Below are 18,567 nucleotides of genomic sequence, written 5' to 3'. Positions count from 1 at the left end.
ACATCGCCATAAGCGAAAGAACGCGTAGTTTGTTCGACTATAAGGCCGCCTTTAATAGCTCGGTGGAGCAGGTTCGCAGCGAAGGACGCTATCGCGTCTTCGCCGATCTGAAGCGCGTGCGCGGTCAGTTTCCGCAGGCTGTGCGTCGCCGTGAGGATGGCTCCGAACAGGACGTCGTCATCTGGTGCTCCAACGACTATCTCGGCATGGGCCAGCACCCCGTCGTGCTGGACGCCATGCATAGTGAGATTGATGCGGTAGGCGCCGGCGCCGGCGGCACGCGCAACATCTCCGGCACGACCCGCTCCGCCGTCGATCTGGAAGCCGAGCTGGCCCACTGGCACCAGAAGGAAGCGGCCCTGCTGTTCACCTCGGGCTATGTCGGCAACGAGGCGACGCTGTCGACCCTGCAGAAGATCCTTCCGGGCCTGATCACCTTCTCCGATTCGTTGAATCACGCCTCGATGATCGCCGGCATCCGCCACGGCGGCGGCGAGCGTCACGTCTTCATGCACAACGATCTGGCGCATCTGGAGGCCCTGCTGGCGGCGGCGCCCGCCGATGCGCCCAAGCTGATCGCGTTCGAGAGCGTCTATTCGATGGACGGCGACATCGCCGACCTGGCCGGCACTATCGCCTTGGCCAAGAAATACGGCGCCCTGACCTATCTGGACGAGGTCCATGCGGTTGGCCTGTATGGCGAAACCGGCGCGGGCGTCGCCGAGCGCGACGGCGTGCTGGACCAGATCGACATCATCGAATGCACCTTGGGCAAGGCGATCGGCGTGATGGGCGGCTATATCGCCGCCGACGCCATGATCATCGATGCGGTGCGCAGCTGGGCCTCGGGCTTCATCTTCACCACTTCGCTGCCGCCGGCCCTGACCGCCGGTGCCTTGGCTTCCGTTCGTCACCTGAAGGCCCACCCCGAACTGCGCGTCCAGCATCAAGAGCGCGCCGCGACGCTCAAGGCCCGCTTCGCCGCGGCCGGCATCCCCGTGATGGAAAGCGAGAGCCACATCGTGCCGGTGCACGTCGGTGATCCGGTCCACTGCAAGATGATCTCGGACATGCTGCTGGACGAGTACGGCGTCTATGTTCAGCCGATCAACTATCCGACCGTGCCCAAGGGGACCGAGCGCCTGCGCTTCACGCCGTCGCCGAACCACACCGACGCCATGATGGATGATCTGGTCCAGGCGATGGACAAGCTGTTCGCCCACTGCAACGTGGCGCGCCGACCCGTCGCCGCATGACGACGGGCGACGACCTCGGAGAGGTCATCGTCGAATTCACCCGAAACGGCCCCTACCTCAAATGCTCGGCCATCCATGTCGCGACGGGCCGAGAGGTCTGCGCGATGGGGCCGGGCAACGAGCCCAAGTCCGTCGAACGGGTGGCGATCGCCAAGTTGAGGCGGGCTCTGGGCAAAGGCTGACCACAAGATGTTGTGGTCGCGCGCGGCTGGGGATAGATAGGCCAGCTTCTGATTTCCGGGGATTCCAGCGTGACGGCCTTCACCCACGACGCCTATTTCACCAAGACGCTCGCTGACGCCGATCCGGATGTCGTCAAGGGCATTCAGGGCGAGCTGGGCCGTCAGCGCGAACAGATCGAGCTGATCGCTTCAGAGAATATCGTCTCTCAGGCGGTGCTGGACGCGCAGGGTTCGGTCCTGACCAACAAATACGCTGAAGGCTATCCCGGTCGTCGCTATTACGGCGGCTGCGAGTTCGTCGACGTGACCGAGGATCTGGCGCGCGAGCGCGCCAAGCAACTCTTCGGCGCCGCCTTCGCCAACGTCCAGCCCCACTCGGGCGCCCAGGCGAACCAGGCGGTCTTCTTCACCCTGCTGCAGCCCGGCGACACCTTCCTGGGCATGGATCTGGCCTGCGGCGGACACCTGACGCACGGTTCGCCCGCGAACCAGTCGGGCAAGTGGTTCCGACCTGTGACCTATAAGGTCCGCGAAGACACTCACCTGATCGACTACGACCATGTCGCCGAAATGGCCGAGCGTGAGAAGCCCAAGCTGATCCTGGCGGGCGCCTCGGCTTACAGCCGCCACATCGACTTCAAGCGCTTCCGCGAAATCGCCGACAGCGTCGGCGCCTATCTGATGGTGGACATGGCCCACTATGCGGGCCTGATCGCCGGCGGCGCCTATCCGGACCCGGTCCCGCACGCCCACGTCGTCACCACGACGACGCACAAGACCCTGCGCGGTCCGCGCGGCGGCATGATCCTCTCGAACGACGTTGATCTGGGCAAGAAGATCAACTCCGCCGTCTTCCCCGGCCTGCAAGGCGGCCCGCTGGAACACGTCATCGCCGCCAAGGCCGTGGCCTTCGGCGAGGCGCTGAAGCCCGAGTTCAAGGGCTATGCCCAACAGGTGGTCAAAAACGCCCAGGCTCTGTCCGGCGTCCTGATCGAGCGCGGCCTGGCCATCGTCTCAGGCGGCACCGACAGTCACCTGGCCCTGGTCGACCTGCGGCCCAAGGGCGTGACCGGCAAGGCGACTGAGCATGAGCTCGAAAAGGCGCTGATGACCTGCAACAAGAACGGCGTGCCGTTCGACACCGCTCCGTTCACCGTCACCTCGGGCGTCCGCCTGGGCACGCCGGCCGGCACTACGCGCGGCTTCGGCGAGGAAGAGTTCAAGCAGATCGGTCACTGGATCGCAGACGTCGTCTCGTCGATGAATGGCGGCGACGAAGCTGATCCGGCCGTGGTCGCGGGCGTCGCGGCCCAGGTGCGAGAGTTGACGCACCGCTTCCCGATCTACGGATAAGCGCCTGATGAAGTGCCCTTTTTGCGGTCATCAGGACACTCAGGTGAAGGACAGCCGGCCGTCGGACGACGGATCGGCCATCCGACGCCGCCGGTCCTGCCCGAACTGCAACGGGCGCTTCACGACGTTCGAGCGTGTGCAACTGCGTGAACTGGTCATCCTGAAACGCAACGGACGGCGCACCCCCTTTGACCGCGACAAGCTGGAACGCTCGCTGGGCGTGGCACTGCGCAAACGCCCGGTTCAGGCTGATCAGGTCGAGCAGATGGTCAATCGGATCGTCCGCCAGCTGGAAAGCCTGGGCGAGACCGAAATCCCGTCCAGCACGGTCGGCGACTTCATCATGAAGGCGCTGAAGGGCGTGGATGAGGTGGCCTATGTCCGCTACGCCTCGGTGTACAAGGATTTCCGCCACACCGGCGACTTCGCCAAATTCCTGGGCGACGAAGGGTTCGACGAACCGTCCGGCAAGGCCTGATGCGGGTCACGCTGAAACTGGCGACCTCCCTGGACGGGCGCATCGCCACGGCCTCGGGCGAGAGCCAGTGGATCACCGGCGAAGCCGCGCGGCTTGAGGGTCACCGCCTGCGCGCGGCCCACGACGCGATCCTGGTCGGTGTCGAGACGGTTCTGCACGACGATCCCGAACTGACCGCCCGCCTGCCGGGACGCAGCATGGATCAGCCCTTGCGCGTCGTGCTGGACAGCCGGCTGCGCACGCCGCCGGCGGCGAAGGTCGCCGGCGAAAACACCCTGATCCTGACCGCGGCGGAATCGCGCGCGATCGGCGCCGCCAAGGTGGTGCAGGTCGCCGCCGAGGACGGTCGTCCGACCATCCCGGCCGTGCTGAAAGCCTTGGAAGCCGCCGGCGCAACCTCGCTTCTGATCGAAGGCGGGGGCCAGGTCGCGGCATCTTTCCTGCGCGCCGATGCCGTCGATGTGCTGGAGTGGTTCCGCGCCCCGATCCTGCTGGGCGGGGAGGGGCGGCCCTGCGTCGCCGCCCTGGCTCTTGCAAAGCTGGCAGACGCCCCCAAGTTCCGTCGCCTGGGCGTCGAGCCCGTCGGGGACGATCTGTGGGAACGCTACGCCCGTCTCTGACGCCGTCCAATTAGACGATTAGACGAATTAGACGGTATTTTTCTCCCAAGGGGTCCAGAGTCCAAATGTTCACCGGCATCGTCACCGACATCGGCCGCGTCCGCGAGGTCCGCGAGACCGATCGCGACCGCCGTTACGAGATCGAGACCGCCTGGAACACCGACGGCATCGACCTGGGCGCTTCCATCAGCCACGCGGGCTGCTGCTTGACGGTGACCGAAAAGGGCCACGATGCACGGGGAGGCTGGTTCGCCGTCGAGGTGTCGAACGAGACCCTGTCCAAGACCACCCTGGGCGCCTGGAAGACAGGCGACGGCGTCAATCTGGAGCGGGCCGCCAAGCTGGGTGACGAAATGGGCGGCCATGTCGTGTCCGGCCACGTGGACGGTCTTGGCCGGGTGATTTCAATCACGCCCGAAGGCGGATCGCACCGGATCGAGGTCGAGGCTCCCGCGCCGCTGCATCGCTATATCGCCGCCAAGGGCTCGATTACGGTGGACGGCGTGTCCCTGACCGTTAACGCCGTCGAGGGTCAGGTCTTCTCGCTGAACATCATCCCGCACACCTGGGACGTGACGACTTTGGGCCGCTTGAAAGTGGACGATCCGGTCAATCTGGAGATCGACATGCTGGCGCGATACCTCGCGCGGTGGCAGGAGACCGCGTGATGCAAGCCCAGGCCGCGAACATGAACGACAGCCCGATCAGTCCCATCGAGGACATTCTGGAAGACGCCCGCAACGGCCGTCCCTACATCCTGGTGGACGCCGAGGATCGCGAGAACGAGGGGGACATCATCATCCCCGCCCAGTTTGCGACGCCGGACCAGATCAACTTCATGATCCGCCAGGCGCGCGGTCTTGTGTGCCTGGCCCTGACCGCCGAGCGCGCCCAGCAACTGCGCCTGCCGCCGATGGCCGCCGACAACCGCGAGAGCATGAAGACCGCCTTCACCGTCTCGATCGAGGCCAAGGACGGCGTCACGACCGGCATCTCGGCCGCCGACCGCTCGCGCACCATCCATGTGGCGACCGATGCGTCCAAGGGCATGGACGACATCGTCTCGCCGGGACACATCTTCCCGCTGGTCGCGCGCGACGGCGGGGTTCTGGTCCGCGCCGGCCACACCGAGGCGGCCGTGGACATCAGCCGCATGGCCGGCCTGACGCCCGCCGGGGTGATCTGCGAGATCATCAAGGACGACGGCGAGATGGCGCGGATGCCCGATCTGGTCGCCTTCGCGCAACTGCATGGACTGAAAATCGGCACCATCGCCGACCTGATCGCCTATCGCCGCCGCACCGAACGCTTCGTCGAGCGGATCATGGATACGCCGTTCGAAAGCGTCCACGGCGGACCGTTCCGCCTGATGCTGTACAAGAACACCATCGAGGGCGCCGAGCATGTGGCCCTGGTCAAGGGGCGCATCGATCCGGCCAAACCGACCTTGGTGCGGATGCACCAGGTGGACTTCGCCTGCGACCTGCTGGGCCACGTCGAGGCGCGCCAGGACTATGTGCCCAGCGCCCTGAAACAGATCACCGACCATGACGGCCCCGGCGTCGTCGTCTTCCTGCGCGATCCGTCGCTCACCTCGCTGGCCGAACGGCTGGCCGGCGCGGACAAGCCGGCGGCGATGGATCGATCGCTGCGCGCCTATGGCGTGGGGGCCCAGATCCTGCTGGACCTGGGCGTCAGGGATATGATCGTGATGAGTTCGACGCGACCCGAACCTACGGCGCTGGAAGGCTACGGCCTGCGCATCGTCGGCTGGCGCGACATGGATGGAGAAACAAAGGCGTGACCGAAGCCCCCCGTATTCTGATCGTTGAGGCGCGCTTCTACGACGACCTGGCCGACGCCCTGCTGGAAGGGGCCAAGGAGACGCTGAAGGCGCGCGGCGCCGACTTCGACGTCATCACCGTGCCTGGCGCGCTGGAGGTGCCGCCGGCCATCGCCCTGGCCGAGGAGGCCGGCCGCTTCCCGACCGCGCCCCGCTATGACGGCTATGTCGCCCTGGGCACGGTCATCCGTGGCGAAACCTATCATTTCGAGATCGTCTCCGATCAGTCGGCGGCCGGCATCATGGCTCTGGGCGTCAAGGGCGTCATCATCGGCAACGGCATTCTGACAACTGAGGACGAAGACCAGGCCTGGTATCGGGCCCGTCTTTCGGAAGGGGATAAGGGCGGTGGCGCGGCCAAGGCGTGCCTGGACCTCATTGCATTGAAGAAGCGGTTGCGTCATGGCGTCGGCGCATGACTGAACCGAACAGCGTCAAAGCCGTCCTCGAACAACTCGCTGAAGCCGAAAAGCAGCGCGCCGAGCCCAATCTGAGCTCCAAACAGCGTCGCGCCCGCACCGTCTCGCGTCTCGCCGCCGTCCAGGCCCTGTATCAGATGGAACTGGCGGGCGAGGGCGTGGAGACGGTGATCACCGAATTCTCCAACTTCCGCTTCGACGCCGACATTGAGGGCGAGGCCCTGGCCGAGGCCGACGAGGCCTATTTCGCCGACATCGTGCGCGGCGTGATCGAAAGTCAGCGCGACATCGACACGGCCATCAAGGCCCGCCTGGCCTCCAACTGGAAGCTGGAGCGGATCGACGCCACCCTGCGCGCCCTGCTGCGGTCGGGCGCCTGGGAGTTGATCAAGCATCCCGAGACCCCGCGCGAGGTCGTGATCGACGAATATGTCGAACTGGCCAAGGCCTTCTTCGACGACGCCGAGGCGCGCTTCGTCAACGCGGCGCTGGACGGCGTGGCCAAAGACACCCGCAAATAATGCCGGCGCTCGACGTCGCGGGCGAGTTCGAGACGATCGAGCGGCTGTTCAAGCCCCTGTCCCATCCCGAGTGGGGAAGGGGGCTGGCCGACGATGTGGCGGCGCTGCCGTCACGCCCGGGTCATGAACTCATCCTGACGAAGGACGCCATCGTCGAGGGCGTGCATTTCCTGCCTGACGATCGGCTGGACACGGTCGCCAGGAAGCTGCTGCGGGTGAACCTGTCGGACCTTGCCGCCAAGGGGGCTGAGCCGTTCGGCTATTTGCTGGCCTGCTTGTGGTCGGAGCGCTGCGGCTGGCCAGAGCGCGAGGCCTTTGCAGCGGGCTTAGCCGAGGATCAGGCGCGGTTCGGCGTTCATCTGCTCGGCGGGGACACGGTCAAGACTCCTGGCCCGCTGTCCTTCTCGCTGACGGCCCTGGGGTGGGCGCCGACGGGCAAGACCGTTTCTCGCGCAGGGGCGCAGGTCGGCGATCTCGTCTTTGTCACCGGCGTCGTCGGGGACGGGCTTCTGGGGCTCAAGGCGGCGCAAGGGCAGCTGCGTCTGGCGCCTGAGCGGATGGAGGCTTTGGTCAGCCACTACCGGATGCCGACGCCACGGACCGACTTCGCCGACATCGTGCGCGAGTTCGCCACCGCATCCGTCGATGTGTCGGACGGCCTGGCTGCCGACCTGACCCACATTGCGCAGGCCAGCAGGGTTGGCGTGGCGCTCAATCTGAACGTCCTGCCACTGTCCGCGGCGGCCCAGGCCTGGTTCGACGACCGGGTCGATCCGCAGCTGTCTTTGGAAGATCTCGCCAGTGGCGGCGACGACTACGAGATCGCCTTCACCGCCCATCCGCGCCACGAAGACGCCCTGCGGCGCGAGGCCGAGCGCCGACTGATTCGTCTGACCCGCGTCGGCGAGGTCACCGCAGGTCAGGGCTTGACGGTCCTTTACGACGGTCAGCCCGTGCCGATGGCCAGAAACGGCTGGACTCACGGCTGACGCGGCAAGGGAATCCTAACGCCCGTCCGGCAGGGTGTCGTCATGGACCGTAGAAACCTGATCGCCGTTGGAACCGCCGCACTGACCGGCGCCGCCAGTCGCGCCGCCGCCTCCGGCAGCGAAACGGAGTCCGCACCTGCGGCCCTGAGTATCGCGGGCCTCGGCCTGCCCGTCATCGAGGGCGGGCGTTTGCGGAACTACGTGTTCGTCGCCCTCAGGCTCGAACTGGGCGCCGGCAAGACCGTTGAGCAGATGAAGCCCAAGGAGGCCTTCTTCCGCGACGCCGTCGTCCGCGCGGCGCACAAGACGCCCTTCACCGTGCCCAGCGATTGGACGCGGCTGGACGAGCGGGCTCTGTCCGCCTCGCTGGTGGCGGCGTCTGCGGCGATCTCGGGTCGTGGCTCCGTGCGGCGCGTCGAGGTCGTCAGCCAGTCGCCGCGTCGCCGAACGGGCATGCAAACCGCCCGCTGAACGGGCTGACCGACCGCTGTTGCGTCACTCCGCCTGCCATGACAGGCTCCCTTTGCAAATCCCAAAGAACGCACTGACGCGTTCGCCGCGTGCGGGGGGACCGGAAGGCGGACAGAGGCGATAAAGCCCGACCGCGCCAAGGCCTGCGCGCCTGTTTGCAAGGGCATGGAAACGCCAATGACGAACTCACTTACGCTGGTCTTCGCGGCCGGTGTGCTGGCGGTGCTGTATGGCGCCGCGCAGACCGCCGTGCTGATGAAGGCGAGCACTGGCAACGACAAGATGCGAGAGATCGCCGCCGCGATCCAGGAAGGCGCCTCGGCCTATCTGAAGCGGCAATATCTGACCATCGGCATCGTCGGGATCGTGATCCTGATCGCCGCCTACTTCCTGATTGGAATCTATGCCGCTATCGGCTTCCTGATCGGCGCCGTCCTGTCCGGCGCGGCCGGTTATGCCGGGATGCTGATCTCGGTGCGGGCCAATGTCCGCACGGCGCAGGCGGCGTCCGAAAGCCTGTCCAAGGGGTTGAACCTGGCGTTCCGCTCGGGCGCCATCACCGGCATGTTCGTGGCGGGCGGCGCTCTGATCGGGGTGTCGGGCTACTACATCGTGTTGACCCAGCATCTTGGCTTGGCCCCAACGGGCCGCGAAGTGATCGACGGGCTGGTGGCGCTGGGCTTCGGCGCCTCGCTGATTTCGATCTTCGCGCGCCTGGGCGGCGGCATCTTCACCAAGGGCGCCGACGTTGGCGGCGACATGGTGGGCAAGGTCGAGGCGGGTATTCCCGAGGACGATCCTCGTAACGCCGCCACCATCGCCGACAATGTGGGCGACAACGTCGGCGACTGCGCCGGCATGGCGGCCGACCTGTTCGAGACCTATGCCGTGACCACCGTTGCGACCATGGTGCTGGCTGCGATCTTCTTCCGGGGGCAACCCTATGTGGATCTGATGATGGTGCTGCCGCTGGCGATCTGCGCGGTGTGTATCGTGACCTCCATAGTCGGCAGCTTCTTCGTGCGGTTGGGCAAGTCCAAGAACATCATGGGCGCCCTCTACCAGGGGCTGATCGTCACCGGCGTCCTCTCCATCGGCGCGGTCTGGTGGGTGATCGACCAGATGGTGACAGGGCCGATCGTGACGGCCAGCGGTTTGGAAATCCAGCCGATGGCGCTGTTCTGGTCCGGCATGGTCGGCTTGGCTGTTACAGCGGCGATCGTGGTCGTGACCGAATACTATACCGGATCCGGCTTCCGTCCGGTGCGATCGGTGGCCAACGCTTCGGTGTCCGGGCACGGCACCAACGTCATTCAGGGCTTGGCCGTCTCGCTGGAGGCGACGGCGCTGCCGGCGCTGACGATCATCGTCGGCATCGTGGCCAGCTTCCAGCTGGCCGGCCTGTTCGGCATCGCCATCGCCACCACGACCATGCTGGGTGTGGCGGGAATGATCGTGGCGCTGGACGCCTTTGGACCCGTGACCGACAACGCCGGCGGCATCGCCGAGATGGCGGGTCTGCCCAGCGATGTGCGGCATTCGACCGATGCCCTGGACGCCGTGGGCAACACGACCAAGGCTGTGACCAAAGGCTATGCCATCGGTTCGGCGGGCCTCGGCGCGCTGGTGCTGTTCGCCGCCTACACATCGGACCTGCAGTATTTCTCGGCCAATCCGGCGGACTATCCCTTCTTTGCGGGTATGGGAGAGATCGCCTTTGATCTGACCAATCCCTACGTCGTCGTCGGACTGCTGTTCGGGGGGCTGCTGCCCTTCCTCTTCGGTGGGATGTCGATGATGGCGGTGGGACGGGCGGCCGAATCGGTCGTTGCGGAGGTTCGACGCCAGTTCCGCGAGAACCCCGGCATCATGACCTATGAGGTGAAGCCGGAATACGGCCGGGCGGTCGACATCCTGACCAAGGCCGCGATCCGCGAGATGATCGTGCCGTCGCTGTTGCCGGTGCTGTCGCCGATCGTCCTGTTCGTCGCGGTGCTGGCCATTTCGGACAAGGCGAACGCCTTCGCGGCTCTCGGCGCCATGCTGATGGGGGTGATCGTCACTGGACTGTTCGTCGCCATCTCCATGACGTCGGGCGGCGGCGCCTGGGACAACGCCAAAAAGGTGATCGAGGAAGGCTTCACCGACAAGAACGGCGTCGTCCACGGCAAGGGCTCCGAAGCCCACAAGGCGGCTGTGACAGGCGATACGGTGGGGGATCCCTACAAGGACACGTCCGGTCCGGCGGTGAACCCCATGATCAAGATCACCAACATCGTCGCCCTGCTGCTGCTGGCGGTGCTGGCGAGCGGGACCATCGGCTAGGCTAAACCACAGCCATTACGAAAACGCCCCGGAGAGCGATCTCCGGGGCGCCTTTGTTTGGGGAGATGAGCCGCCTTAGTCGGGGCGGCGTTGGCCGGGGGTGTCGTCCTCGGTGCGGGGCAGTTGGCCACGACCGACGTTGCCCAGCAGTTGTTCCAGAACGGTCAGCTCACGGCCGCGCGTCGGCGTCTCGTTGCGGTTCATGGCGATCTGCTCGCCGTCCGTTAGGCCGAGAGTCCGCACCGACGCCACCCGATCGCCCTGCGGGACGAAGGTGATCTCGGTCACCGTGCGCGTCGAAACCTTGGGTAGGTTGTAGGTGTATTTCTCGGTCGTCTGGCTGATGTAGTACCAGACCTGATCCGGCTCGAACGTCGAAGTGGTCGAAGGCGAACCCAGCTTGGCGAGGACGGTCTCCTTGGTGTCCGTGCCGGCGACCACGTCCTGCGGCTTGGCGTCGATGGCCTGGAAGCCGTTGGAGCCGATGGTCGGGGCGCAGGCGGCGGACAGGCCGGCCAGCGAAACAGCGACGAAAAGCGGGACGAAACGGGACATTGTCGGGCGCCTGCGAGAGAACAAGGTCTTTGACCTAGACGGACCTGCGTCCTAGTTCAACGGCGCGGCGGAAAAGGGGCCGTTGGAACCCATGCTGAAAAACCTGTTCAAACCCCGATCCGGCGTCCGTCTCGGCGACGATCTCTACGCCAAGGCCGTCAACCAGGCCCGCAATCCGGCCTTCTACACGCGGCTGGCGGTTGAAGACCGCATCGACGCGCGATTCGAACTTTACACGCTGCATGTGCTGTTGCTGGTGCTGCGACTGCGCGATGAGAACACAGCTCAGGGCCAGGATGCGGCTCAGGCGGTGTTCGACGTCTATGTCTCGGCGCTGGATCACGTCCTGCGCGAAGAAGGCGTGGGAGACGTCGCCGTCGGCAAGAAGATGCGCAAGCTGGGCGAGGCCCTGTACGGCCGGATGAACGCCTATGAGCGGCCGTTGCGCGCTGGCGATGCGGCGGCTCTGGCCGAGGCGATGGCGAAGAATGTCTATGCGGATCCGCAAGCGCCCCATGCGGACACATTAGCGCGCTATGCGCTGACGACACGCGCGGCCTTGGCGGCGCAGGATTTCAACATGGTGCTGGCGACGCCGGCCTGGTCGGAAGTTTGAAAGAGATGAGCGCGACGCTCCCCTACAGCGAAACGGTGCGGGTCAATCAGATCGGCGCGGGCCTGAGCCGCCGGCTGGAGCCGGATGCAGACACTCGCAAGCGAATCGCCCGCAGCCTTGATCTTCAGGGTCTGGACGATTTCGTCGTCGATATGGAGATCAAGCCGACGCCGTCGACCAGCGAATGGACGATGAAGGGCAGGGTGACCGCACATGCGGTGCAGACCTGCGGCCTGACGCTGGAACCCCTGCCGGTCGATGTGGATCGCCGGTTCTCCCTTCAGCTTGTCGAAGCCAAACCCGAGGAAACCGACGAGATCGAGGTCACGCTGGATGAGGAAGACGCCGACGTGATCGAGGACGGCAAGATCGACTTGGGCCAGTATGCTATCGAGCAGTTGGTGCTGTCGCTCGATCCGTTCCCGCGCAAGCCTGGCGCGGAGTTCGTGCAACCTGAGGAGCCAGCGGAGATTTCTCCGTTCGCGGCCCTGAAGGCGCTCAAGTCCAAAGACGACCAAGGCTGAGGTTGACGTAGGGGCCGGGTGGTTGCATCCCCCGGCGTCGGCGCTATCGTCCAGCGCATCCTGCCAAGCGTCGCGCGACAAGATGACGCGGCCACAAGAGGTCCATTTGCCAGCCCCAGTTACGATCTCGCTTGACGCCATGGGCGGCGATCACGGGCCTTCCGTCGTCGTTCCCGGCATCCGCAGCTATATCCGCACCCATGACGGCGAGGGGGTTCGCTTCCTGCTGCATGGCGACGAGGCCAAGATCGCGCCGGAACTGGCGCGCTGCGGGCTGGCGGCGGACATCTGCGAGATCCGCAACACCGACAAGGTCGTGGCCATGGACGAAAAGCCGGCCCAGGCTATGCGCCGCGGTAAGGGCTCTAGTCTGTGGAACGCCATCGAGGCGGTGAAGACGGGTCAGGCCGGCGGCGTCGTCTCGGCCGGCAACACCGGCGCCCTGATGGCGATCTCGAAACTGATTCTGCGGATGTCTGCGCCCGGGCTTGAGCGTCCGGCCATCGTCGCCAGTTGGCCAACCTTCAAGGGCCACACGGCGGTTCTGGACGTCGGCGCCAACATCGGCAGCGATGCGGAGCAACTGATCGAGTTCGCCATCATGGGTGAGGCCTTCCAGTCCGCAGTGCGCGGCATCGCCCGCCCGACCATCGGCCTGTTGAACGTCGGTTCGGAAGACATGAAGGGCAACGAACAGGTCAAGGAGGCGCACGCCATCCTGCGCGACGGGCCGTTCGACCTGAACTATCACGGCTTCGTCGAGGGCGACGATATCGCCAAGGGCACGGTTGACGTGGTGGTGACCGACGGCTTCACAGGCAATATCGCGCTGAAGACCGCCGAAGGCACGGCGCGCTATATTTCCGCCCTGTTGAAAGAGGCTTTGACCTCCAATCTGCAATCCAAGCTGGGCGCCGTCATCGCCATGCCGGCGTTGAAGAAGATGCGCCAAAAGATCGACCCCAGCGCCATCAATGGTGGGCCCCTGCTGGGCCTGAACGGTATCGTGGTGAAGAGCCACGGCGGCGCCGACGCCAAGGGGTTCGGCAATGCGATCCGCATCGCTGTCGATCTGGCCCGCAGCGATTACATGAGCAAGGTGGGGGATAACCTGGGTAAGCTGGACGCGGTGTTCGACCATGCCGCCAAGCCCGCCGCAGCCGTGGGAGAACCCCTCAAGTGACCGTCACCCGCAGCGCCGTGACCGGCGTCGGCTCCTATCTGCCGGACGAGATCGTCACCAACGCCGACCTGGCCAAGTTCGTCGATACCTCTGACGAATGGATCCAGGAGCGCACCGGCATCAAGCAGCGTCACAAGGCGCGCGACGACCAGCCGACCAGCGATCTGGCGGTCGAGGCCGCCAAGAAGGCGCTCGCCGACGCGGACAAGACGGCGTCCGATGTCGATCTGATTATCGTGGCCACGACCACGCCAGACATGACCTTCCCGGCGGTCGCGTCGATCGTCCAGGCCAAGCTGGGCGCGGGGGTCGGCATCGCTTTCGACGTTCAAGCCGTCTGCTCAGGTTTCGTCTATGCGCTCAGCGTCGCCGACGGCTTCGTGGCGCGCGGTCTGTCGAAATGCGCCCTGGTGATCGGGGCCGAGGAGATGACGCGGCTGATGGACTGGACCGACCGGACCACCTGCGTCCTGTTCGGGGACGGAGCCGGCGCCGTGGTGCTGGAACCGCGCGAAGGGCAGGGGACATCGGACGACCAGGGCATGCTGGGCTTTGCCTTGCGCGCTGACGGATCCAAGACCGATCTGCTCTACGTTGATGGCGGCCCGGCGACGACGGGGACCGTTGGCCATCTTCGGATGGCCGGAAACCAGGTCTTCCGTCATGCCGTCGTGAACATCGCAGAAGGCATCACCGCCGCCTGCGCAGCCGCCAACATCCAGATCGCGGATGTCGACTGGTTCGTGCCGCACCAGGCCAATCAACGAATCATCAAGGGCGTCGGCGACCGGTTGGGTCTGGATGAGAACAAGGTGATCTCCACCGTCGCCACCCATGCCAACACCTCGGCCGCCTCGATCCCGCTGGCGCTGGATGCTGCGATCCAGGATGGACGGATCAAGAAGGGCGATATGGTGCTGCTTGAAGCCATGGGCGGCGGCCTGACCTGGGGCGCCTGCGCGCTTCGGCTGTAATCGACATCGAGGCATTGATTTTTCGGGGGCTTTGCGCCCCTATGGATGCGAGCGGATCGCAGGACAGCGGGGATACAATGGCAGGCCAACAGACCGTGACGCGCGCCGATTTGTGCGAAGCTGTGCATGAAGAGGTCGGCCTGTCGCGTCAGGAATGCTCGAGCCTGGTCGAGCGCACTCTGGAACTGATCGTCGAATCGCTCGAGCGCGGCGAGACGGTGAAACTGTCCGGCTTCGGCGTCTTCCAGGTGCGTGAGAAGCGCGCAAGGATGGGCCGTAATCCCAAGACGGGTGAACCGGCGGCGATCAATCCGCGCCGGGTCATCAGCTTCCGCGCCTCACAGATCATGAAAAGCCGGGTTCACGACGCCGTCGTCGAGGCTTGATCGCGGTGGCCAAGAGCGCCGGCGCCTTCCGAACCATTTCCGAAGCGGCCGAAGAGGTCGGCGCGCCCCAGCATGTCCTGCGGTTCTGGGAAACGAAGTTCGATTTCGTCACGCCTGTGAAACGGGCCGGCGGTCGGCGCTTTTATCGGCCTCAGGACATCGCGGTGCTGAAGGCGGTCAAACGCCTGCTGCACGACGATGGACTGACGATTCGCGGCGTCCAGCGCCTGCACAAGGAACAGGGGCTGAAAAAGCTGATCGGCGCGGAGGCCGCCGCACTGATCGACGACGGCGATGTCACGATCTCTGCGGCGACTTCCGATGTCACGCGGGCCGAAACCTCGAACTTGCATCAGGTTCTGGCCGATTTGGAGCAGGCCAAAGCCCGTCTGGACGCCGTTCTTTCACGGTAGGTGGAAAAGTCGTTTTAGCGTTTGCGGACAGCGGTCCCCCCGTCTATAGGGAGCGCCTTCGGAGCGTGGCGCAGCCTGGTAGCGCACTTGACTGGGGGTCAAGGGGTCGCAGGTTCGAATCCTGTCGCTCCGACCATTCTTGAAAAAGAATGATGATGGTGGGGTCGTCCTTGCGGGCGGCCCCATCGCCGTATCTGGGGGCAGGTTCGGCGCTCAGCCCCGCTCGGCCCATCGCAGCAACGGGATGAGCGGCAGGCCCCAGGCGGTCCCGCCGATACCGAAGAACAGGAAGTCGATCCACTGCGACGGCGGCAGCATTCCGCGCAGGGCGATCAGGCCCCACACCCAGAAAACGAGAAAGAGCAGCACGCCGATCGCGGCGACGAAGCGACGCAGACGCGGCGGCATCAGCGCTTGTTCCGGAACAGGAAGAAGGCGACCAGACAGATGCCAGATCCAACGAGCGCCCACGGCACCCAGACCCAGCTGTCCATCGTGCTGACCGCGAAGACCCGCACCGCCAGAAACCATCCGCAGGCCAAGCCGATCCCGGACACCAGGCTTGTGCCGCCGAAGCCGCGCCGGCCCGTCAGAAGGTCCGCGATCCAGGCCAGCAGCAGGCCGCCTGCGACGGCGGCGGCGATATCGGCGTATTGCAACCCTGATCTCCTGCGGCGACAGCGCCGTTAACTCAATCCGACTCGATCTTGTCGCTTGGGGCGGGCATACCGCACCGGTCGCGTCTGGTCTTCGTTCGACGCGACACCATATCCGGGTCAGTGTCAGGCGTCGAATGAACCGTTTCGGAAATCCAGATCGTAACCGCGCCGTCGCCGTATGGCTTTTCGCCACGGCCGCCGTCGTCTTCCTGATGGTGGTGATCGGCGGCATCACGCGGCTGACGGGCTCTGGCCTGTCGATCACGGAGTGGAAGCCCATCATGGGCGCCATTCCGCCTCTGAACGACGCGCAGTGGGCCGAGGCCTTCGAGAAGTACAAGCAGATCCCGCAGTACGCGCAGGTCAACGCCGGCATGAGCCTGGGCGAGTTCCGGGGCATCTTCTGGTGGGAGTGGCTGCACCGCCTGATCGGGCGTCTGGTGGGTATGGTGTTCGCCCTGCCGCTGATCGTCTTCCTGCTGTGCCGTCTTGCGCCGGCCCGGTCGGTATTCCACCAGTGGGCGATGCCCAACCGCCTGATCTGGCGTTGTGTCCTGCTCCTGGCCTTGGGCGGCCTTCAGGGGCTGATCGGATGGTGGATGGTGTCCAGCGGCCTGTCCGAGCGTGTCAGCGTCGCGCCGGAGCGTCTGGCCACACATCTGGGTCTGGCGTTCGTGCTGTTCGCCGCCCTGATCTGGACGGGGCTGGAGGCCTGGAACGGTGAAGATCATGGTCGCCCGCCGTCGGGTTGGGCGAGGGGCGCCGGCCTGCTGCTGGGCGCCGTCTTCCTGCAATGTCTGCTGGGCGCCCTGGTTGCGGGCGGTCATGCGGGGCTGGTCTATACCGACTGGCCGCTGATGAACGGCGCCGTTTTGCCGCCTGCCGACTGGAGCCTGGGCGCGGTCGCCTTTCTGCATGATCAGGCGCTGACGCAGTTCAATCACCGACTGGTCGCCTATGGTCTGCTGATCGCCGTCAGCGTCTATGCTTTCCAGGCCTGGCGCTGGCGCGTAGCGGAGGGAATGGGGCTCGGCGCCTTTGCGCTTGCGGGTGTGATATGGTTCCAGGCTCTGCTGGGGATCGTGACCCTGGTGCACGCGGTTCCGGTGTGGCTTGGCGTATTGCACCAGGCGGGCGCCGCGATCGTGCTGGCGACGGCCACCGTGAACCTTTGGCTGGTGCTGCGGGCTCAGCCGCGCATCTTTATGTCCGGACCGAGGACCATGGGCCTCTGATCGCCAGGGTCATGCCGGGGTACATGATGTTGACGAAGAGCACCTCGCCATCCGGCGAGAAGCAGGCGCCGGCGAACTCGGAGTTGCCGGTGAAGACGTTGCGGCCGATCGTATAGACCTTGCCCTCTGGCGTGACGCCTTTCAGGTGATTGCGCACATCGGAGGAATAGTTGTCCTCGCACAGGATCAGGTGTCCCCAGGGCGCGACGGTGATGTTGTCGGCCATGTTCATCGTCTTCGGGTCCGTGCTTTCCACGAACAACTGCAGCCGGTCCGCCGCGCCGTTCAGACCGGGAACCAGCCGCATGACCTGACCGCGGCGAATTGGCCCGCCCGACGTTGCGGTGAAATACAGTTCGTCTTCGCCCCACCAGACGCCTTCGCCCCGCGCCACCCAGGCCGCGCCGGCGGCATGACCGCGCTTGGCCAGGTCGCCATTGGGAGATTCGACGTCGTCCAGATCAATCCATTCGATCTCCCTCCAATCGCCGACAGACCAGGTGCGAGCGTCCTGATTGCGGGTGTCGGCCGAGGGCGCGCCCTTCCAGGCCATAGCCTGCAGCCGGCCACCCACTCTCAGCTTGCCGGGCGCATTGGGAATGAAGCGATAGAAGAGGCCGGCGTTGTCGTCTTCGGTCAGATAGACGACGCCGGTGCGGGGATCGACGCAGACGGCCTCGTGATCGAACCGGCCCATGGCCTTGAGCGGCACGGGATCGACCAGGGCAGTCGCGGTCGCCGGCACTTCGAAGACCCACCCGTGGGCCTTGGTCACATCGGCGTCGGCCGGCGTCTCCAGCGTTTCCTCGCAGGTCAGCCAACTGCCCCAAGGCGTCGGGCCGCCGCAGCAGTTGGTCGAAGTGCCGGCCAGCGTCAGATGCCGGCTGACCATCTGGCGGGTCGCCAGATCATAGATGATGGTGGAGCAGCCACCGGGCAGGGGGCGGCCATTGTTGTAGGTGTCGTAGCCCCGGCTGGCGTCCAACAGGTCAAGCCGTTCCTCCCGCAGGCCGCCGGGGCCGAGGTTGCGATGCAGGCCGCTGGAGCCCTTCAGCTCGTGATTGACGACAAGGGCCACGCGAGACCCTTCAAGCGGGAAACAGGCCATGCCGTCGGGCTGCCCCGGAGCGAACAGGCCGTCGTCCATCGTGTCGCCGCTCTGGGCGACGACCTGATAGGAAAAGCCTTCGGGCAGATCGAGCAGACGATTGGGATCGCGCAGCAGAGGTCCGTAGCCATGGACCTCGTTGACGTAGGTCTCTTCGCCCGCCGTCTGAGCGGCGGCGTGACGCGCCAGTCCCGAGAAGGCGGCGGCTGCGCCCGTGGCGATCAGACCACGACGATGAAGGATCATGAAGGGCTCCAAAGCTGTCGCCGTTGCGATGCCCGCCTATAATCATGGTTTGATGACGTTTTGTGTTACGCCGTAACGCTTCTCACACCAGTTGCGCTGGGTATTTTAATACCGTATTTGAAAAGCTGTGTTTCAACAATACTTTGAGGCGAATGCGGCGTTGTCGTGTGCGTTGACGCGACCAATCGTCTCCTGTATCAGCGCGCCTTCA

23 protein-coding genes and 1 tRNA gene are annotated in these 18,567 nt (G+C 65.3%); 20 read left to right on the top strand and 4 right to left on the bottom strand.

Annotated elements, in window-relative coordinates; genetic code table 11:
• Positions 1–29: 29 nt before the first annotated feature.
• The 12 genes from hemA (at position 30) to DT343_RS05390 (ending at position 10,457) form a co-directional block, all read left to right on the top strand.
• Entirely contained in the window at positions 30–1,256 is a 1,227-nt protein-coding gene (gene hemA / locus DT343_RS05445; protein ID WP_112862045.1) for a 5-aminolevulinate synthase, read from the top strand.
• A complete protein-coding gene (locus DT343_RS05440; RefSeq protein ID WP_112862044.1) occupies positions 1,253–1,438 on the top strand; it encodes a DUF6898 family protein in 186 nt (61 codons plus the stop codon). Before hemA ends, DT343_RS05440 begins: the two co-directional genes overlap by 4 nt.
• Positions 1,439–1,507: 69 nt before the next feature.
• Complete coding sequence (gene glyA / locus DT343_RS05435; protein ID WP_112862043.1) at positions 1,508–2,791, top strand: serine hydroxymethyltransferase; 1,284 nt, start codon at positions 1,508–1,510, stop codon at positions 2,789–2,791.
• 7 nt (positions 2,792–2,798) lie between these two features.
• The gene (nrdR, locus tag DT343_RS05430; protein WP_039245113.1) at positions 2,799–3,269 is read left to right on the top strand and encodes a transcriptional regulator NrdR; all 471 of its coding nucleotides are present in this window, start codon (positions 2,799–2,801) and stop codon (positions 3,267–3,269) included.
• Positions 3,269–3,889: a RibD family protein gene (locus DT343_RS05425; protein ID WP_112862042.1), complete on the top strand. Its 621-nt coding sequence runs from the start codon at positions 3,269–3,271 to the stop codon at positions 3,887–3,889. Before nrdR ends, DT343_RS05425 begins: the two co-directional genes overlap by 1 nt.
• A gap of 65 nt (positions 3,890–3,954) precedes the next feature.
• Positions 3,955–4,557 (top strand): riboflavin synthase, encoded by a 603-nt coding sequence (locus DT343_RS05420; protein ID WP_112862041.1) that lies wholly within the window; start codon positions 3,955–3,957, stop codon positions 4,555–4,557.
• The gene (gene ribB / locus DT343_RS05415) at positions 4,557–5,693 is read left to right on the top strand and encodes a 3,4-dihydroxy-2-butanone-4-phosphate synthase (protein ID WP_112862040.1); all 1,137 of its coding nucleotides are present in this window, start codon (positions 4,557–4,559) and stop codon (positions 5,691–5,693) included. The genes DT343_RS05420 and ribB overlap by 1 nt, the downstream gene beginning before the upstream one ends.
• Positions 5,690–6,151: a 6,7-dimethyl-8-ribityllumazine synthase gene (gene ribH, locus DT343_RS05410; RefSeq protein ID WP_017503913.1), complete on the top strand. Its 462-nt coding sequence runs from the start codon at positions 5,690–5,692 to the stop codon at positions 6,149–6,151. Before ribB ends, ribH begins: the two co-directional genes overlap by 4 nt.
• Positions 6,148–6,672 carry a transcription antitermination factor NusB gene (nusB, locus tag DT343_RS05405; RefSeq protein ID WP_017503912.1) on the top strand — a complete coding sequence of 175 codons (525 nt, stop codon included), beginning with the start codon at positions 6,148–6,150 and terminating at the stop codon, positions 6,670–6,672. The genes ribH and nusB overlap by 4 nt, the downstream gene beginning before the upstream one ends.
• Complete coding sequence (thiL, locus tag DT343_RS05400) at positions 6,672–7,661, top strand: thiamine-phosphate kinase (protein WP_112862039.1); 990 nt, start codon at positions 6,672–6,674, stop codon at positions 7,659–7,661. The genes nusB and thiL overlap by 1 nt, the downstream gene beginning before the upstream one ends.
• Before the next feature lie 42 nt (positions 7,662–7,703).
• Positions 7,704–8,132, top strand: coding sequence for a hypothetical protein (locus DT343_RS05395; protein ID WP_112862038.1), 429 nt, complete (start codon positions 7,704–7,706; stop codon positions 8,130–8,132).
• 177 nt (positions 8,133–8,309) lie between these two features.
• Positions 8,310–10,457, top strand: a complete 2,148-nt coding sequence (locus tag DT343_RS05390; protein WP_112862037.1) for a sodium-translocating pyrophosphatase — start codon at positions 8,310–8,312, stop codon at positions 10,455–10,457.
• 75 nt (positions 10,458–10,532) lie between these two features.
• Here the strand turns inward: DT343_RS05390 and DT343_RS05385 are convergent, their stop codons facing one another.
• On the bottom strand, positions 10,533–11,012 hold the full coding sequence (locus DT343_RS05385) for an outer membrane protein assembly factor BamE (protein WP_112862036.1): 480 nt from the start codon (positions 11,010–11,012) through the stop codon (positions 10,533–10,535).
• Positions 11,013–11,103: 91 nt separating this feature from the next.
• Between DT343_RS05385 and DT343_RS05380 the strand changes: the two genes are divergently transcribed.
• The 7 genes from DT343_RS05380 (at position 11,104) to DT343_RS05350 (ending at position 15,244) form a co-directional block, all read left to right on the top strand.
• Positions 11,104–11,628 (top strand): ubiquinol-cytochrome C chaperone family protein, encoded by a 525-nt coding sequence (locus DT343_RS05380; RefSeq protein ID WP_112862035.1) that lies wholly within the window; start codon positions 11,104–11,106, stop codon positions 11,626–11,628.
• Between the two features lie 5 nt (positions 11,629–11,633).
• On the top strand, positions 11,634–12,152 hold the full coding sequence (locus DT343_RS05375; protein WP_112862034.1) for a YceD family protein: 519 nt from the start codon (positions 11,634–11,636) through the stop codon (positions 12,150–12,152).
• Positions 12,153–12,291: 139 nt separating this feature from the next.
• Positions 12,292–13,335 (top strand): phosphate acyltransferase PlsX, encoded by a 1,044-nt coding sequence (gene plsX, locus DT343_RS05370; RefSeq protein WP_439897220.1) that lies wholly within the window; start codon positions 12,292–12,294, stop codon positions 13,333–13,335.
• A complete protein-coding gene (locus DT343_RS05365; protein WP_112862032.1) occupies positions 13,332–14,309 on the top strand; it encodes a beta-ketoacyl-ACP synthase III in 978 nt (325 codons plus the stop codon). Before plsX ends, DT343_RS05365 begins: the two co-directional genes overlap by 4 nt.
• A 77-nt stretch (positions 14,310–14,386) precedes the next feature.
• Entirely contained in the window at positions 14,387–14,695 is a 309-nt protein-coding gene (locus DT343_RS05360) for an integration host factor subunit alpha (RefSeq protein WP_026108237.1), read from the top strand.
• Between the two features lie 5 nt (positions 14,696–14,700).
• Positions 14,701–15,108, top strand: a complete 408-nt coding sequence (locus DT343_RS05355) for a MerR family transcriptional regulator (protein WP_112862579.1) — start codon at positions 14,701–14,703, stop codon at positions 15,106–15,108.
• Between the two features lie 59 nt (positions 15,109–15,167).
• Positions 15,168–15,244, top strand: a tRNA-Pro gene (locus DT343_RS05350).
• A gap of 77 nt (positions 15,245–15,321) precedes the next feature.
• Here DT343_RS05350 and DT343_RS05345 read toward each other — a convergent pair.
• Together DT343_RS05345 and DT343_RS05340 are read right to left on the bottom strand one after the other, a co-directional pair.
• The gene (locus tag DT343_RS05345) at positions 15,322–15,516 is read right to left on the bottom strand and encodes a DUF2842 domain-containing protein (RefSeq protein ID WP_017503901.1); all 195 of its coding nucleotides are present in this window, start codon (positions 15,514–15,516) and stop codon (positions 15,322–15,324) included.
• Complete coding sequence (locus DT343_RS05340) at positions 15,516–15,767, bottom strand: hypothetical protein (RefSeq protein WP_017503900.1); 252 nt, start codon at positions 15,765–15,767, stop codon at positions 15,516–15,518. The genes DT343_RS05345 and DT343_RS05340 overlap by 1 nt, the downstream gene beginning before the upstream one ends.
• A gap of 134 nt (positions 15,768–15,901) precedes the next feature.
• On the opposite strand from DT343_RS05340, the gene DT343_RS05335 reads away from it, so the two are divergent.
• Positions 15,902–17,002: a COX15/CtaA family protein gene (locus tag DT343_RS05335; protein ID WP_112862031.1), complete on the top strand. Its 1,101-nt coding sequence runs from the start codon at positions 15,902–15,904 to the stop codon at positions 17,000–17,002.
• Here DT343_RS05335 and DT343_RS05330 read toward each other — a convergent pair.
• Positions 16,971–18,356: an alkaline phosphatase PhoX gene (locus DT343_RS05330; protein ID WP_112862578.1), complete on the bottom strand. Its 1,386-nt coding sequence runs from the start codon at positions 18,354–18,356 to the stop codon at positions 16,971–16,973. The two genes, DT343_RS05335 and DT343_RS05330, sit on opposite strands and share 32 nt — an antisense overlap.
• Positions 18,357–18,567 lie beyond the last annotated feature (211 nt).

Source organism: Brevundimonas vesicularis, from assembly GCF_900445985.1.
Classification (GTDB): domain Bacteria; phylum Pseudomonadota; class Alphaproteobacteria; order Caulobacterales; family Caulobacteraceae; genus Brevundimonas; species Brevundimonas vesicularis_D.
This window is presented reverse-complemented; position numbering and strand designations above follow the sequence as displayed.

Coding starts and splice junctions, on each gene's coding strand:
- DT343_RS05440 (WP_112862044.1), top strand. CDS start 1,253: ATGACGACGGGCGACGACCTCGGAGAGGTCATCGTCGAATTCACCCGA.
- nrdR (WP_039245113.1), top strand. CDS start 2,799: ATGAAGTGCCCTTTTTGCGGTCATCAGGACACTCAGGTGAAGGACAGC.
- DT343_RS05425 (WP_112862042.1), top strand. CDS start 3,269: ATGCGGGTCACGCTGAAACTGGCGACCTCCCTGGACGGGCGCATCGCC.
- DT343_RS05420 (WP_112862041.1), top strand. CDS start 3,955: ATGTTCACCGGCATCGTCACCGACATCGGCCGCGTCCGCGAGGTCCGC.
- ribB (WP_112862040.1), top strand. CDS start 4,557: ATGCAAGCCCAGGCCGCGAACATGAACGACAGCCCGATCAGTCCCATC.
- nusB (WP_017503912.1), top strand. CDS start 6,148: ATGACTGAACCGAACAGCGTCAAAGCCGTCCTCGAACAACTCGCTGAA.
- thiL (WP_112862039.1), top strand. CDS start 6,672: ATGCCGGCGCTCGACGTCGCGGGCGAGTTCGAGACGATCGAGCGGCTG.
- DT343_RS05395 (WP_112862038.1), top strand. CDS start 7,704: ATGGACCGTAGAAACCTGATCGCCGTTGGAACCGCCGCACTGACCGGC.
- DT343_RS05390 (WP_112862037.1), top strand. CDS start 8,310: ATGACGAACTCACTTACGCTGGTCTTCGCGGCCGGTGTGCTGGCGGTG.
- DT343_RS05385 (WP_112862036.1), bottom strand. CDS start 11,012: ATGTCCCGTTTCGTCCCGCTTTTCGTCGCTGTTTCGCTGGCCGGCCTG.
- DT343_RS05380 (WP_112862035.1), top strand. CDS start 11,104: ATGCTGAAAAACCTGTTCAAACCCCGATCCGGCGTCCGTCTCGGCGAC.
- DT343_RS05375 (WP_112862034.1), top strand. CDS start 11,634: ATGAGCGCGACGCTCCCCTACAGCGAAACGGTGCGGGTCAATCAGATC.
- plsX (WP_439897220.1), top strand. CDS start 12,292: ATGGGCGGCGATCACGGGCCTTCCGTCGTCGTTCCCGGCATCCGCAGC.
- DT343_RS05360 (WP_026108237.1), top strand. CDS start 14,387: ATGGCAGGCCAACAGACCGTGACGCGCGCCGATTTGTGCGAAGCTGTG.
- DT343_RS05345 (WP_017503901.1), bottom strand. CDS start 15,516: ATGCCGCCGCGTCTGCGTCGCTTCGTCGCCGCGATCGGCGTGCTGCTC.
- DT343_RS05335 (WP_112862031.1), top strand. CDS start 15,902: ATGAACCGTTTCGGAAATCCAGATCGTAACCGCGCCGTCGCCGTATGG.
- DT343_RS05330 (WP_112862578.1), bottom strand. CDS start 18,356: ATGATCCTTCATCGTCGTGGTCTGATCGCCACGGGCGCAGCCGCCGCC.